The sequence below is a fragment of the Paracoccus alcaliphilus genome, assembly GCF_028553725.1.
Taxonomy (GTDB): Bacteria; Pseudomonadota; Alphaproteobacteria; order Rhodobacterales; family Rhodobacteraceae; genus Paracoccus; species Paracoccus alcaliphilus.
On sequence record NZ_CP067124.1, the window covers coordinates 1,155,546 to 1,169,674 of the forward strand.

12 protein-coding genes and 1 pseudogene are annotated in these 14,129 nt (G+C 65.4%); 10 read left to right on the top strand and 3 right to left on the bottom strand.

All coding sequences use genetic code 11. From position 1 onward, the window contains the following. Positions 1-59: 59 nt before the first annotated feature. From JHW40_RS05935 to JHW40_RS05960, 6 genes are all read left to right on the top strand, one after another. Positions 60-1,898, top strand: a complete 1,839-nt coding sequence (locus tag JHW40_RS05935; protein WP_090614799.1) for a sensor histidine kinase — start codon at positions 60-62, stop codon at positions 1,896-1,898. After that, entirely contained in the window at positions 1,895-3,253 is a 1,359-nt protein-coding gene (locus JHW40_RS05940) for a sigma-54-dependent transcriptional regulator (RefSeq protein ID WP_090614803.1), read from the top strand. The genes JHW40_RS05935 and JHW40_RS05940 overlap by 4 nt, the downstream gene beginning before the upstream one ends. A 257-nt stretch (positions 3,254-3,510) precedes the next feature. Then, the gene (locus tag JHW40_RS05945) at positions 3,511-4,479 is read left to right on the top strand and encodes a tripartite tricarboxylate transporter substrate-binding protein (RefSeq protein WP_090614805.1); all 969 of its coding nucleotides are present in this window, start codon (positions 3,511-3,513) and stop codon (positions 4,477-4,479) included. 116 nt (positions 4,480-4,595) lie between these two features. After that, positions 4,596-5,045 carry a tripartite tricarboxylate transporter TctB family protein gene (locus JHW40_RS05950; RefSeq protein WP_090614808.1) on the top strand — a complete coding sequence of 150 codons (450 nt, stop codon included), beginning with the start codon at positions 4,596-4,598 and terminating at the stop codon, positions 5,043-5,045. 10 nt (positions 5,046-5,055) lie between these two features. Further along, positions 5,056-6,582, top strand: coding sequence for a tripartite tricarboxylate transporter permease (locus tag JHW40_RS05955; RefSeq protein WP_090614811.1), 1,527 nt, complete (start codon positions 5,056-5,058; stop codon positions 6,580-6,582). Between the two features lie 92 nt (positions 6,583-6,674). Beyond that, complete coding sequence (locus JHW40_RS05960) at positions 6,675-7,634, top strand: arsenic resistance protein (RefSeq protein ID WP_090614814.1); 960 nt, start codon at positions 6,675-6,677, stop codon at positions 7,632-7,634. A gap of 5 nt (positions 7,635-7,639) precedes the next feature. Here the strand turns inward: JHW40_RS05960 and JHW40_RS05965 are convergent, their stop codons facing one another. Further along, positions 7,640-7,912 carry a transposase gene (locus JHW40_RS05965; RefSeq protein ID WP_090614817.1) on the bottom strand — a complete coding sequence of 91 codons (273 nt, stop codon included), beginning with the start codon at positions 7,910-7,912 and terminating at the stop codon, positions 7,640-7,642. 145 nt (positions 7,913-8,057) lie between these two features. On the opposite strand from JHW40_RS05965, the gene JHW40_RS05970 reads away from it, so the two are divergent. Then, entirely contained in the window at positions 8,058-8,285 is a 228-nt protein-coding gene (locus tag JHW40_RS05970; RefSeq protein WP_244519291.1) for a transposase, read from the top strand. A gap of 242 nt (positions 8,286-8,527) precedes the next feature. Further along, positions 8,528-8,769, top strand: a pseudogene (locus tag JHW40_RS05975) (integrase core domain-containing protein); the annotation flags it as partial. 240 nt (positions 8,770-9,009) lie between these two features. Here the strand turns inward: JHW40_RS05975 and dinB are convergent. Beyond that, complete coding sequence (dinB, locus tag JHW40_RS05980; RefSeq protein ID WP_090614821.1) at positions 9,010-10,155, bottom strand: DNA polymerase IV; 1,146 nt, start codon at positions 10,153-10,155, stop codon at positions 9,010-9,012. A gap of 171 nt (positions 10,156-10,326) precedes the next feature. Next, the gene (locus JHW40_RS05985) at positions 10,327-11,277 is read right to left on the bottom strand and encodes an L-threonylcarbamoyladenylate synthase (RefSeq protein ID WP_090614823.1); all 951 of its coding nucleotides are present in this window, start codon (positions 11,275-11,277) and stop codon (positions 10,327-10,329) included. Positions 11,278-11,392: 115 nt separating this feature from the next. On the opposite strand from JHW40_RS05985, the gene JHW40_RS05990 reads away from it, so the two are divergent. Both JHW40_RS05990 and JHW40_RS05995 read left to right on the top strand, forming a co-directional pair. Continuing rightward, a complete protein-coding gene (locus tag JHW40_RS05990; protein ID WP_090614828.1) occupies positions 11,393-13,090 on the top strand; it encodes an acyl-CoA dehydrogenase family protein in 1,698 nt (565 codons plus the stop codon). After that, positions 13,078-14,109, top strand: coding sequence for an MBL fold metallo-hydrolase (locus JHW40_RS05995; protein ID WP_170851894.1), 1,032 nt, complete (start codon positions 13,078-13,080; stop codon positions 14,107-14,109). The genes JHW40_RS05990 and JHW40_RS05995 overlap by 13 nt, the downstream gene beginning before the upstream one ends. The last annotated feature ends 20 nt before the right edge of the window (positions 14,110-14,129 follow it).

The window sequence follows — 14,129 nt, forward strand, 5'->3', positions numbered from 1 at the left end:
GCCCCGGCCGGACACTGGCATTATCCTGCCTTTGGGATCAGAGGAGGATCGGCACCGGGATGAAATCGTTGGGGCGCTATGGCGTGATCGGTGCCGTGTTGATCGTCGCCGCGCTGGCGGTGGCGGTTCCCGCCGCGCGCTATATGACGCGGCTGCAATTCGATCAGCTGTCCGAACGCGGCCAGAACACGCTTGGCCTTGCCGCCACCGCCCTGCGCGGGGAACTGGCGCGCTATCGCAACCTGCCGCAACTGATCGCGCAGCATGACGATATCCAGGCGCTGGTGACGGACCCGCAGAACCAGGTGCTGATCGACCGGGTGAACCACTATCTGCGCGACGTGAATGCGCTGCTGGGATCGTCGGACATCTATGTCATGCTGACCGATGGCAACACCGTCGCGGCCTCGAATTTCGAGGGTCCGGTCAGTTTCGTGGGCGAGAATTTCGCCTATCGCCCCTATTTTTATGACGCGCTGACCAGCGACGAGGGGCGGTTCTTCGCGCTGGGGACGACCTCGTTGAAGCGGGGCTATTACTTCGGGGCGCCGGTGCGCACGCCGGACGGGCCGCAGGGCGTCGTGGTGTTCAAGATGGACATGGACATGATCGAGACCAGCTGGCACGGCACCGATTTCCGCATCATCGTGATCGACCCCGAAGGCATCATCTTCATGTCCGACCGGCCGGAATGGCGTTTCGCCGCCATCGACCAGCTGACCCCCGACCGGCTGGAGCGCACGGCGGCGACCCGCCGCTATGCCGAGACCGATCTGCGCGAATTGCCGGTGACGCGCAGCGTTGATCCGGCGGGGCATCTGCTGCTGACGGTGCAGGAAGGCGGCGACCGCACCGAGTATCTGGCCGTCACCGAATCCATGCCCGAGGCCGAATGGACCATCAAGGTGCTGATGCAGACCCGCCCCGCGCGCAATCAGGCGCTGGTATCGGTCGCCGCGCTGCTGCTGATGCTGGGGGTGGCGGCGCTTGGCTGGCTCAGCCTGCAACAGCGGCGCCGGCGGCTGGAGGAACGCTTTTCGGTTCAGCGCGAGGCGCAGGAGATGCTGGAACGGCGGGTCAGCGAACGCACCGCCGATCTGGCCGAGGTCAATCACCGGCTGGAGGAAGAGGTGATCGAGCGTCGCGCGACCGAACGCGAATTGCGCAAGACCCAGGCCGATCTGGTGCAGGCGGGCAAGATGGCCGCGCTGGGGCAGATGTCGGCGGCGCTGAGCCATGAATTCAACCAGCCGCTGGGGGCGGTCAAGGCCTATGCCGAAAATGCCGCCGTGCTGCTGAAACGCGGACGGATCGACGACGCGCGGCAGAACATCACCGATATTTCCTCGCTGACCGACCGGATGGCGGTTCTGGGCCGCCACCTGCGCAATTTCGCCCGCAAGCCCAATGAACGGCTGCAACCCGTCGCGCTGGATCAGGTATTGCGCGAGACGCTGCCGATCATCGAGCCGCGTCTGCGCGGGGTCGGGGTGACGCTGGATGTGGATCTGGGGCCGGTGCCGCTGATGGTGCAGGCGGGCAATGTCCGGCTGCAACAGGTGCTGGTCAACATCCTGTCCAACGCCGCCGACGCGGTCGAGGACCGCCCCTATCCCGAAATCCGCCTGACCGCGTGGCGCGAGGGCGGGCGGGTGTTCGTGCAGGTGCGCGACAATGGCCCCGGCGTGCCTGCGGGGATTCTGGCGCGCATCTTCGATCCGTTCTTCACCACCAAGGGCGTGGGCAAGGGGCTGGGACTGGGGCTGTCGATCTCTTACAACATCATCAAGGATTTCGGCGGCAATCTGACGGTGGCGAACCTGCCCGGCGAAGGGGCCGGTTTCATCATCGAGTTGCCCGCCGCCGAAGCCGCGCATCTGCCGGAGGCCGCCGAGTGACACTGACGCAGGTTCTGCTTGTCGATGACGAAGACCAAATGCGGCGCGCGACCTCTCAGGCGCTGGATCTGGCGGGGTTCGGCGTGAGCGAGTTCAACGCGGCGGAACGGGCGCTGGATTATGTCAGCTTTGGCTTTGCGGGCGTGGTCATCACCGATATCCGCATGCCGGGGATGGACGGCATGACGCTAATGACCCGCATCCACGAGATCGACCCCGAAATCCCGGTGATCCTGATTACCGGCCATGGAGAGGTGCAGCTGGCCGTGCGGGCAATGCGCGAAGGCGCTTATGATTTCGTCGAAAAGCCCTTCGCCACCGGCAGGCTGACCGAGATCGTCCGCCGCGCCGCCGAACGCCGCCAGCTGGTGCTGGAAAACCGGCTGCTGCGGGCGGCGGCGGGCCAGCGCGACGATCTGGAACAGCGGCTGGTCGGGCGATCCGCCGCGATGATCGAGCTGCGCTCTCGTCTGCGAACGGTGGGGCCGACCAATGCTGATGTGCTGCTGATGGGCGCAACCGGCGTCGGCAAGGAGGTCACGGCCCGGGCGCTGCATGATTTCAGCCCCCGCGCCTCGCGCCCCTTCATCGCCATCAACTGCGCCGCCCTGCCGCTGACCCTGATCGAGAGCGAGCTTTTCGGTCACGAACTGGGCGCCTTTCCCGGCGCGATGCGGGCGCGTTTCGGCAGGTTCGAGCTGGCGCAGGGCGGCACGATCCTGCTGGACGAGATCGGGGCGATGCCGCTGGACGTGCAGGCCAAGCTGTTGCGGGTGATTGAGGAACGCAAGGTTTCCCGGCTGGGATCGAACGAGGAATACCAGCTGGACGTGCGGTTCATCGCCACAAGCAAGACCGATCTGGCCGAACGGGTGGCCGAGGGCGCCTTCCGCGAGGATCTGTTCTATCGCCTGAATGTCGTGACGCTGCATGTGCCGCCGCTGTCGGAACGACGCGAGGATGTGCCGCTGCTGTTTCTGAAACTGGTGCAGGAGGCCGCCGTCCGCCATCAGCGCGACCCCCGGCCCGTGCCCGAACAGGTGATTGCGGCCGTGGCGGCGCGCGACTGGCCGGGCAATGTCCGCGAATTGCGCAATGCGGCGGATCGCTATGGTCTGGGCCTGGGCCTGCAATTCGAGGATGGCGCGGCCGATGCCGCCCCGCCGCAGCGGCTGTCGGCCCGCGTCGCGGCCTATGAAAAGCAGGTGATTGCGGACGCCTTGGCGGCTCATGGCGGCAGCCTGAAGCCGGTTTACGAAAGCCTCGGCCTGTCGCGCAAATCCCTGTATGAAAAGATGCAGAAACACGGGCTGGATCGTCGCGGCTTTCTGTCCGATGCCGGGGGTCCGGGCTGATCCGGGGCGGGGCTTGGGTAAGAATCCACCCATGCCGCAAGCACGATGTTACCGAATCCACACATCCGCATGTGAAATCTGTCGATTTACCGCCTGACAGGGCGATGCCCGGTTGCGCGACGAGGATTTGATCCCCCTGATGGCAGGAGCAACGCGCCTGGGGAGGAGGCGCGGCGGTCGCTGCTGGCCAGAAGGTCCGGCGCCGCCGCCCGTTCCCCTGACATCAACGGCGCCCGATAATGCAGGAGGAGAGTTTCATGAAGAAGATCACGCTGTTTACCGCCGCTGCGGCGTTGGCTGCCGGTGCCGCTTGGGCGCAGGATTATCCGACGCAGCCGATCAATGTCGTCGTGCCCTTTGCGGCGGGTGGCCCGACCGACACCGTTACCCGTCTGGTCGCGCAGGCCATGAGCCGGGAACTGGGCCAGCAGATCGTGGTCGAGAATGTCGGCGGCGCCGGTGGCACGCTGGGGGCGGCGCGTGTCGCACAGGCGAATGCGGATGGCTATACGCTGCTGCTGCATCACATCGGCATGTCCACCGCGCCGTCGCTCTATCGCGAACTGCCCTTCGATCCGCTGACCGATTTCGAATATATCGGGTTGGTGACCGAGGTGCCGATGGTCTTTGTCGGCCGCAACGATCTGGAGGTCGATACGCTGGAGGACGCCATCGCCTGGATCCGCGAGGAAGGCGAGAACGTGATGTATGCCAATGCCGGAATCGGTGCGGCGTCGCATCTGTGCGGTCTGCTGTTCATGAACTCGATCGACACGCAGATGACGACGATCCCCTATCAGGGCACGGCACCCGCGGTGACCGATCTGATGGGCGGTCAGGTGGATTTCCTGTGCGACCAGACCACCAACACCACCCAGCAGATCCGCGACGGCTCGATCAAGCCCTTCGCCGTGACGGTGCCGGAACGTCTGGACAGCCTGCCCGACTTGCCGACCACTGCCGAGGCCGGGCTGGGTGATTTCGAGATCACCATCTGGCACGGGCTTTACGCCCCCGCAGGCACCCCCGACGAGGTCGTCAGCAGCCTGACCGCCGCGTTGCAGACCGCGCTTCAGGATGAAACCGTGATCGAGCGCTTTGCCGATCTGGGCACCGCGCCCTCGCCGCAGGAAGATGCGACCCCCGAGGCACTGAAGGCCAAGGTCGAATCCGAAATCGAGCTGTGGCGTCCGCTGATCGACGCGGCTGGCGTTTACGCCAACTGATGACAGCGCGGCCAGCCGGACCCGTTTGCGGCTGACCGCCCAAGACCGACGGCCCGAGGGTCGCGTTCCATCTGGTCCTGCGGCACGCGGCAGGGCCCCGGATCAGGAAAAAAATCATGCTTTCTCGTGATTACAGAGACATCGCAGGCGGGGTGCTGCTGATTGTCTTCGGTGGTTGGGTGGTCTGGTATTCCACCTCCCATTACGAACTTGGCACCTTTCGCCGCATGGCGCCGGGTATGTTCCCGATGATGCTGGGCATCATTCTGGCGCTGTTCGGCGCGGCCATCGCCATTCCGGCCTTCTTTCGCGCCGGACCCAAGCCCGAGATCCGCATCTGGACGCCGCTGTTCGTGCTGGCCGGGGTCGGTGCCTTCGCCATTCTGGTGCGCCCCTTCGGGCTGATCCCGGCGATCCTTGGGGTCACCATCATCTCGTCGCTGGCCGAACTGAAGGTGCGCCCCATCAGCCTGTTCCTGCTGTGCCTGTCGCTGTGCCTGATCGCCTGGCTGACCTTCCGCGTCGGACTGGGTCTGCCCATGCCGATGTATCGCTGGCCGTATTGAGGAACCGGGGATGGACATCTTCAACAATATCGCGCTGGGTCTCAACACCGCCTTGTCGGTGTCGAACCTGTTCTATTGCTTTCTTGGCGTGTTTCTGGGCACGCTGGTCGGCGTCATTCCGGGGATCGGGGTGCTGTCGGCGATCTCGATGCTGTTTCCCCTGACCTTCTATCTGGAGCCCACGACCGCGCTGATCATGCTGGCGGGGATCTGGTACGGGACCAGCTATGGCGGCAACACGGCCTCGATCCTGCTGAACATTCCCGGCACGCCCGCCAATGCGGTGACCTGTCTGGACGGCTACCCGATGGCGCGGCAGGGGCGCGGGGGCGTCGCGCTGCTGATGACGACGGTGGCGTCCTTCGTCGGCGGTTCCATCGGCATCGTGCTGCTGATGCTGTTCGGGCCGGTGATCGCGCGCTATGCGCTCAGCTTCGGTTCGGCAGAATATTTCGCGCTGATGGTGATGGGGCTGGTCGCGGCCTCGACCATTTCCGAGGGCTCGGCGATCAAGGCGCTGGCGATGGTGGTGCTGGGCATCATGTTCGGCTGCGTCGGCGCCGACATCTATACCGGCACGCCGCGCTTCAACTTCGGCACGCTGGAACTGACCGACCAGATCAGCCTGATCGCGCTGGCCATGGGCATCTTCGGCGTGTCCGAGGTGATCGCCTCGGTCCGCAACGTCCATGTCGGCGATATCGACCCGGAATCGGTCAAGTTCAAGGCGATGAAGCCGACGAAGGACGACGTGCGACGGTCGATCTTTCCGATGCTGCGCGGATCGTCCATCGGGTCTTTCTTCGGCACGCTGCCCGGCACCGGCCCATCGGTCGCGGCCTTCATGGCCTATGCGATGGAAAAGCGCGTGGCCAAGGACCCCAAGCGCTTCGGCAAGGGCGCGATCGAGGGCATCATGGCCCCCGAATCCGCCAACAATTCGGCCGACCAGACCAGCTTCATCCCGACGCTTTCGTTGGGCATCCCGGGCAGTCCGACGATGGCGCTGATGCTGGGTGCGCTGATGATCCACGGCATCGCGCCCGGCCCCAGCCTTGTGAACGACCAGCCGGCGCTGTTCTGGGGCCTGATCATGTCCTTCTGGATCGGCAACCTGCTGCTGGTGCTGCTGAACGTGCCGCTGATCGGGGTCTGGGTGCGGCTGCTGATGATCCCCTATCACCTGCTGTTCCCGGCGGTGCTGATGTTCATCTGCATCGGGACCTATTCGGTCAACATGTCCAGTTTCGAGGTCTGGCTGGTCGTTTTCTTCGGCTTTCTGGGCTATCTGATGCGGATCCTCGACTGGCCTGCGGCCCCCTTGCTGCTTGGCTTCGTGCTTGGCCCGCTGATGGAGGAACATTTCCGCCGCGCATTGCTGCTGTCGCGGGGCGATTTCATGACCTTCATCGACAGACCCATCAGCGCCACCGTCATGGGCATCACGGCGCTGCTGCTGATCTGGGGCATCTGGTCCGCCCTGAAAGAGCGTAAACGCTCGCGCCTGATGGAGATGCTGGAATCCGATCAGCCCTGATCCCACACCCGCCCCGCCGGTAAAGGCGGGGTGGGCTGTATCCGCCGGATTTCTGTGCCATGAACGCCCCAGACGACGGAAATGGGGCGGAAATGACAAAGGCAACGCTGGAGCGGTATCAGGTCTGGCTCTATCTGCCCGCCATTCTGACCGGTCTGGCGCTGGGTGCGGTCCGGCCCGAGATCGCGCCCGTGCTGGAAAGCCTGCTGTGGCCCGCGCTGGCGCTGCTGCTCTATGCCACTTTCGCGCAGATCCGGCTGGCGCATCTGCCCGCCGCCTTCCGGGATCTGCGTTTCGTACTGGCGGCGCTGGTGGGCAATTTCGCGCTGCTGCCGCTGCTGGTCTGGCTGATCGTCAGCCTTGTTCCTGCCGATCCGGCAGTGCGGCTGGGTCTGCTTCTGGTGCTGCTGGTGCCCTGCACCGACTGGTTTCTGACCTTCACCCATCAGGGCGGCGGCGATCTGCGCAGGGCCATCGCGATCACGCCCGCGCTGCTGGTGGCGCAGATGCTGCTGCTGCCACTCTATCTGCGGCTGTTCATGGGGCCCGAATTCGTCACCCTGATCTCGGCGCAGCGGATGCTGGTGGTGTTTGGCATCGTCATCATTCTGCCCCTGATCGCCGCCTTCGCAACCGAGAGATGGGCAGGCGGAAACCCCACCCGCATCGCCGCGGTCGAGAGGCTTGGCTGGACACCCGTGCCCCTGCTGGCGGCGGTGTTGTTCATGATCGCGGCGTCGCAGGCAGAGGCCGTACGGGGCGCGATGCCGCTTCTGTCGCCGGTTCTGCTGGCCTGCATCGCCTTTCTGATCGGTGCGGTTTTGTGCGGGCTGGCGATCAGCCGGGTGCTGAACCTGCCGGCAGGACAGGCCCGGGTACTGGTCTTTACCCTGACCACCCGCAATTCCTTCGTCGTGCTGCCTTTCGCGTTGGCACTGCCCGCAGGATGGGAGATGACCCCGATCGTCATCGTGTTCCAGTCGCTGGTCGAGTTATTCGCGATGCTGGTCCTGCTGTGGCTGGTGCCCCGCCACCTGCTGCCCGCGCGGTAACCCGTTCACGCGCCCCGAGTTCCTCCCTCCCGACCCCGACCGCTTCTGCGGCGGAGGTCGCGCATGCGAACAACGGCGGCGCGATAAAGTGCGGCATTGGCCTGTCGGTTCCTGCCGCGCTTCAGCCGCACGCGGATTGTCTTGCCACCCGAGACCGGGTGCGAGCAGACGCCGCACAATTTGGCAAGCACCGCTTCGTATCGGATCCGCTCGGAATTGCCGCAGACGAGGATCGGCATCTCCGCCACGGTCAAGGTAGAGATACCGTGCGAATGCATCCGTCCGGATCCTGGCCTCTGACCAGCGTTCCAATTCCTGCCCTTGGGTTTCCCTTGCAGGGCGGGCCAACGGCACGCAACCTGGCCTTCTGCGAGTTTCTCTGACACCCAGATAGGATAGTCACCAAAGACCTTCAGATTGCAGATGACGAGGCGGAAGTTAAACCGCGAGTTCACAATCCAAGCTGTCAGGCGGACGACCAAGCGGAGCGTCGCGGTGGCACAAGTTGCCCGGGACCCGGATGATGCCGAGAGCGTATTGCGCCGCTGGATGCGCGTATTGACGGCAGCCCCAGCGGCGATTCCCGGCATTGGGCAGATGCGGGTCGGCTTGGCCGAAATTGCATTCCTGAAGAAAGACCGGGCGCAGTGAGGCGATATGTGGTTCGCCTTAACGCTACGCTGGACTTTGATACGCTGATGATGGCCGTCGGGCGTCGCAAGGCTGATGCCCTGCTGTATCATTTGGAGCAGGGTGTGCCGTACAACACTGAGCAGTCTCAGCGCCTTCTGATCGGCAACGGCATCGCCTGCTCCATGAGCCGGGCCGACAATGACTGTGACAATTCCACAATGGAGAGCTTTTTACTGACGCTGAAGACCGAACGGACCGTCTGGACGAACGGACAGGTGGAGCGGATGAACCGGACCATCAAAGAGACCACCGTCAAACGCTTCCACTACGACGATCGCGACCAGTTGCGTCGGCACCTTCAGGACTTCATAGAAACGTACAACCTTGGACGAAGACTGAAGACCCTCAAGGGCCTGACACCATGCGAGTTCATCTGTAAACAGCGGACTTCAGAGCCGGATCGATTCATCATCGATCCAATCCATCAAAGGCCGGGACGGAACATCTGGATGATGCCCGCCTCAAGATCGCGCTCTGGCGCCACGACTGCAACCCCGTTTGACCTCACTCCACGCTTGCCAACCTCGCGCCGTTCGAACCGCGTTGGCCCGTTGCGCTGTCTGAAGGTGCCACTTCCGGCGTGTTCGACCAAAACCGGACCGCAGATTACCAATCTCATGCCCGCAGACTCTTGTTATGACCGATGGACACACGGGAAAGGGCCAGTCATGGAGGCATGGCCTTAGAAAAGTCTTAGCTGCGTTTCGTTTTCGTCCGGGCTGTGATCGAAGCCGGAAAGAGTGATCCCCAGCAGGCGCGCGCCTCGCGGGTCGGGCAGAACGCTGGCCGCGAGGTCCTGGGCAAGCGCCAGCATTTCGGTCTCGTTTTCGACGGCGTGAGGTAACGTGCGCGCGCGGGTGATCTGCTTGAAATCCGAAAATTTTACCTTGACGGTCACCGTCCGGCCCTGAAGCTTGTGCCGGCTGACATGCCGCCAGACCTTATCAGCCAGCGGAACAAGGGCGTCACAGGCCTCTGCCAGCGTTTTCAGGTCGGTGGAATAGGTGTTCTCGGCCCCGACCGATTTGCGGATCCGGTCCGGCCGCACCTGCCGGTGGTCGATCCCGCGCGAGATGTTCCAGTAATACTGCCCCGATTTGCCGAAACGGCGGATCAGGAAATCCAGAGCCTGCGCGCGCAGATCGGCGCCGGTCATGATGCCCATCGCGTTCATCTTGCGCGCCGTGGCCGGGCCGATGCCGTGGAATTTGCCCACCGGCAGGTCCAGCACGAAATCGGGGCCGCGTTCGGGGGTGATGACGCACAGCCCGTCCGGCTTGTTCTGGTCCGAGGCCAGCTTGGCCAGAAACTTGTTGTAACTGACGCCGGCGCTGGCCGTCAGGCGGGTGGTCTGATGGATACGGGCGCGGATCTCGCGGGCGACCTGTGTCGCGGTCTGGCCGGGCCAAAGGTGGTCGGTCACGTCCAGATAGGCCTCATCCAGCGACAGCGGCTCGACCAGCGGGGTGTAATCGGTGAAGATGTCGCGGATCTGGGTGCTGACGGCGCGATAAACGTCAAAGCGGTGATGCACGAAGATCAGGTCAGGACACAGCCGCGACGCCGTGACCGAGGGCATGGCCGAGCGGACCCCGAAGGCCCGCGCCTCATAGCTGGCCGCCGCCACTACGCCACGCAGCGACGACCCGCCCACCGCCACCGGCTTGCCGCGCAGTTCGGGATTGTCGCGCTGCTCGACCGAGGCATAGAACGCGTCCATATCGACATGGATTATCTTGCGGATCTGGGGGTCGGACGGCGTTGCCCCTGCGTCATGGACGCTGTCGCCTTCGGTTGCCGGATCGCCGCCTTGATAGTTGTGTCCCATGTCTCGATTCGCCCCCGGTGGAACAAATGGTAAACGAGCATCCTCCGCGACGCCAACCCTAAGGCAGTTCCATTTCGCATTGAAGCCGGGCGGCAGATGGAGAGGTCAGCGAGTGATGCGCCGTCGCTTTCGGGATATTTGTACACCAGAGATGGGATCAGGCGCGGGAGATCATTCGCGCGGCGCGGCGGCGCGGCGCAGGCGGTCGTTGATGGCGGCGCCCAAGCCGTGGTCGGGGATCGGGGCGACGGCGATCGGGCGGTTTTCAGAATCGGCGCGGTGCAGGATGTCGAAGAGGCGGGCGGCGGCTTCGGTCAGGTCGCCTGTCGGGGACAGGCTGAAGGGGCCGTCATTGCCGAAGGTGATATGGGTTTCATCCGGTCCGGGGTCGGTGGCGTTCATCCGCAGGCGGGCCCGGGGGGCGTAATGGCTGAGAAGCTGGCCGGGCGCGCTGGGTTGATCGGGCCGGTGATCCGGGGTTGCAAGGGCGCGCGACAGGGCCGTCTGGATATCCTCGGCCGGGATGCCGCCGGGGCGCAGCAGGCAGGGGGTGCTGTCCTGCCAGCCGATGATGGTCGATTCGACGCCGACCGGGCAGGGGCCGGCATCCAGCACCGCAGCGATCCGGCCATCCAGACCGCCATCGGGGTTCAGGACATGGTCGGCGCTGGTCGGGCTGATCCGGCCCGAGCGGTTGGCCGAGGGTGCCGCCAGCGGTCCGCCGAAGATGCGCAAAAGCGCGCGGGCCACCGGATGGGCGGGCACCCGGACCGCGATGCTGTCCAGCCCCGCCGTGACCAGCGAGGCGATGCCCGCGCCTTCGCGCAGCGGCAGCACCATGGTCAGCGCGCCGGGCCAGAACCGTTCGGCCAGGATCCGCGCCTGTGGGGACAGGGTGGCGATGGCTTGGGCGGCGTCGGCGTCGGGCAGGTGCACGATCAGCGGATTGAAGGCAGGGCGGCCCTTGGCGGCATAGATCCCGGCGACCGCCCGGGGGTTGCGCGCATCACCGGCAAGGCCATAGACGGTTTCGGTCGGGATGGCGATCAGTTCGCCCGCGGACAGCAGGTCGGCGGCGCGGGTTAGGCCACGGCGGTCGGGTGTCAGTCGTTCGGTCTGCATTCGTGACGCCGGGTCCTGGGTTGTGGGAATGCCGCATCCTCCTACACTGGAGGCCGGATCAGTTTGATAGTGTCGCGCGCGTCGATTGCCAAGCGTGCGTCCGGGAGAGAGACAGATGAGCTTCAAGGCGCCGGTCGGGCAGATCGAATTCATTCTTGGCCATATCGTGCCCTTCGCAGAGGTTGCCGCGACCGATCTTTATGGCGAGGCCACGCCCGAGACCGCCAGCGCCATCCTGACCGAGGCGGGCAAGCTGGCCTCGAACGTGCTGGCACCGCTGAACGCGAATGGCGATCACACGCCCGCGCGGCTGGAAAACGGACGGGTGCGGTCGTCTCCGGGCTATGCCGAGGGGTTCCGGGCGATTGCCGAGGGTGGCTGGATCGGGCTGGCGGCGAATCCCGAACATGGCGGCATGGGTCTGCCGCAGGCGCTGAACATGGCCGTGTCCGAGATGATGGCGGGCGCCTGTCTGGCGCTGCAACTGAATCCGCTGCTGACGCAGGGTCAGATCGAGGCGCTGGAGCATCATGCCAGCGACGAGCTGAAGGCGCTGTATCTGCCCAGGCTGATCGCGGGTGAATGGTCGGGCACGATGAACCTGACCGAGCCGGGCGCGGGCAGCGATGTCGGCGCACTGGTCAGCAAGGCCGAGCCCAATGGCGACGGGACCTATGCCGTCAGCGGGCAGAAGATCTTCATCACCTGGGGCGACAGCGACGTGACCGAAAACGTCTGCCATCTGGTGCTGGCGCGCTTGCCGGACGGGGCGAAGGGCACCCGTGGCATCAGCCTGTTCATGGTGCCGAAACTCATCCCCGATGCGGATGGTCGGCCCGGTGTTGCCAACAGTCTGAAGGTCGTCAGCCTTGAGGAAAAGCTGGGCATTCATGGCAGCCCGACCTGCGTTCTCAGCTTTGAGGGCGCGACCGGCTGGCTGGTGGGCGAGGAGCACAAGGGCATGGCCGCCATGTTCACCATGATGAACTGCGCCCGGCTGGGGGTCGGCATGCAGGGCGTCGGCGTGGCCGAGGCGGCGTTGCAGAAGGCGGTGGACTATGCGACCGAGCGTCAGCAGATGGGGCCGATCATCCGCCATCCTGATGTGCGCCGGATGCTGGCCTGCGCGCGGGCCGAGATCTTTGCCGCCCGCGCCATCGGTCTGGCTTGCGCCACCGCCATCGACCTGTCGCGGGCGACGGGTGACGCCCATCACGCCGCCCGCGCCGCCTTTCTGACGCCGATCGCCAAGGCTTACGGCACCGATACGGGCTGCCGCGTGGCCGATATGGCGGTGCAGGTTCATGGCGGCATGGGCTATGTCGAGGAAACCGGCGCCGCGCAATATCTGCGTGATGTCCGCATCACCCCGATCTATGAGGGCACGAACGGCATTCAGGCGATGGATCTGGTCGGGCGCAAGCTGGCCGATGGCGGCGAGGCCGCGATGCGCCTGCTGGACGAGGTTCTGGACGGGGCCAAGACCGCTCAGGCCGATCATGGAGAACTGGCCAATCATGTCTGGCAGGCCGCCGAGACCCTGCGCGAGGCCACACAGACCCTGCTGGAGCGTGACCAGCAGCAGCGTTTCGCCGGGGCGGTGCCCTATCTGACTGCCTTTGCCCGTGTGCTGGGGGCGCATTTCCACCTGCGCGCGGCGCGGGTCGGGGGGACGGATCATGTCGCGCTGGCGCGGATCCACATCACCCGCGTCCTGCCGCATTACGCAGGCGATCTGGCCGAGGCGCTGGCCGAGGCCGGCGATCTGGAGGCGCTGTCCGATTCGGTCATGGCCGGGGAATTCGGCGCGTGATCGTCACCCCGTTCGAGACCCCGCCATCCGAGGGTGAGGCGGTCGAGGTCGCCGAGGGCGTGCTGTGGCTGCGCCTGCCGCTGCCGATGGCGCTGGATCACGTCAATGTCTATGCGCTGGACGAGGGCGACGGCTGGACCGTGGTCGATACCGGCTTTGACAGTCCGCGCGGGCGGGAAATCTGGACGGCCCTGCGTGCCGGGCCGCTGGCCGGGCGGCCGATCCGGCGGGTCATCGGCACCCATCACCACCCCGACCATATCGGCCTTGCCGGATGGCTGATGGCGGGTGACGGTGCGTCGCTGATGATGAGCCGCACCGCCTGGCTGATGGCGCGGATGCTGACCCTCGACGTGCAGGACAGGCCCTCGGATCAGGCGTTGGATTTCTGGCGCCGCGCGGGGATGCCCGCCGATCTGCTGGCACGGCGCGCGGGGGAGCGGCCGTTCAACTTTGCCGATGTCGTCCATCCGCTGCCGCCCGGATTCCAGCGCCTGACCGAGGGTGGCGAAGTCCGGTTCGGCCAGCGCCGCTGGCGCGTGGCGATGGGGCATGGCCATGCGCCATGTCATGCGACCTTCTGGTCGCTGGATGACGATCTGGTGATCGGAGGCGACCAGCTGCTGCCCTCGATCTCGCCCAATCTGGGGGTTTACCCGACCGAACCCGATGCCGATCCGGTGGCGGAATGGCTGGAAAGCTGCGGCAGGCTGGCCGGGTTGGCCACGCCCGCGCAACTGGTCCTGCCGGGGCACAAGCTGCCGTTCCGGGGCCTGCCCACGCGGCTGAGGCAGCTGATCGACAACCACCACGCCGCGCTGGACCGGCTGGAGCAGGAGCTGCATCAGGCACCGCGCACGGCGGTCGGCTGTTTCGACATCCTGTTCCGGCGCAGGATCGGCGATGGCGAATTCGGTCTGGCGCTGGTCGAGGCCGTCGCCCATATCAACCACCTGCGCCTGCGCGACCGGATCCGCCCTGTCGGCGAAAGGGATGGCGCAGTGCTGTGGGGGGCGTGACAGCGCGCGCGGATTAGGCT

Coding starts and splice junctions, on each gene's coding strand:
- JHW40_RS05960 (WP_090614814.1), top strand. CDS start 6,675: ATGACAAAGGCAACGCTGGAGCGGTATCAGGTCTGGCTCTATCTGCCC.
- JHW40_RS05965 (WP_090614817.1), bottom strand. CDS start 7,912: ATGCATTCGCACGGTATCTCTACCTTGACCGTGGCGGAGATGCCGATC.
- JHW40_RS05955 (WP_090614811.1), top strand. CDS start 5,056: ATGGACATCTTCAACAATATCGCGCTGGGTCTCAACACCGCCTTGTCG.
- JHW40_RS05985 (WP_090614823.1), bottom strand. CDS start 11,277: ATGCAGACCGAACGACTGACACCCGACCGCCGTGGCCTAACCCGCGCC.
- dinB (WP_090614821.1), bottom strand. CDS start 10,155: ATGGGACACAACTATCAAGGCGGCGATCCGGCAACCGAAGGCGACAGC.
- JHW40_RS05970 (WP_244519291.1), top strand. CDS start 8,058: ATGACGAGGCGGAAGTTAAACCGCGAGTTCACAATCCAAGCTGTCAGG.
- JHW40_RS05945 (WP_090614805.1), top strand. CDS start 3,511: ATGAAGAAGATCACGCTGTTTACCGCCGCTGCGGCGTTGGCTGCCGGT.
- JHW40_RS05950 (WP_090614808.1), top strand. CDS start 4,596: ATGCTTTCTCGTGATTACAGAGACATCGCAGGCGGGGTGCTGCTGATT.
- JHW40_RS05990 (WP_090614828.1), top strand. CDS start 11,393: ATGAGCTTCAAGGCGCCGGTCGGGCAGATCGAATTCATTCTTGGCCAT.
- JHW40_RS05935 (WP_090614799.1), top strand. CDS start 60: ATGAAATCGTTGGGGCGCTATGGCGTGATCGGTGCCGTGTTGATCGTC.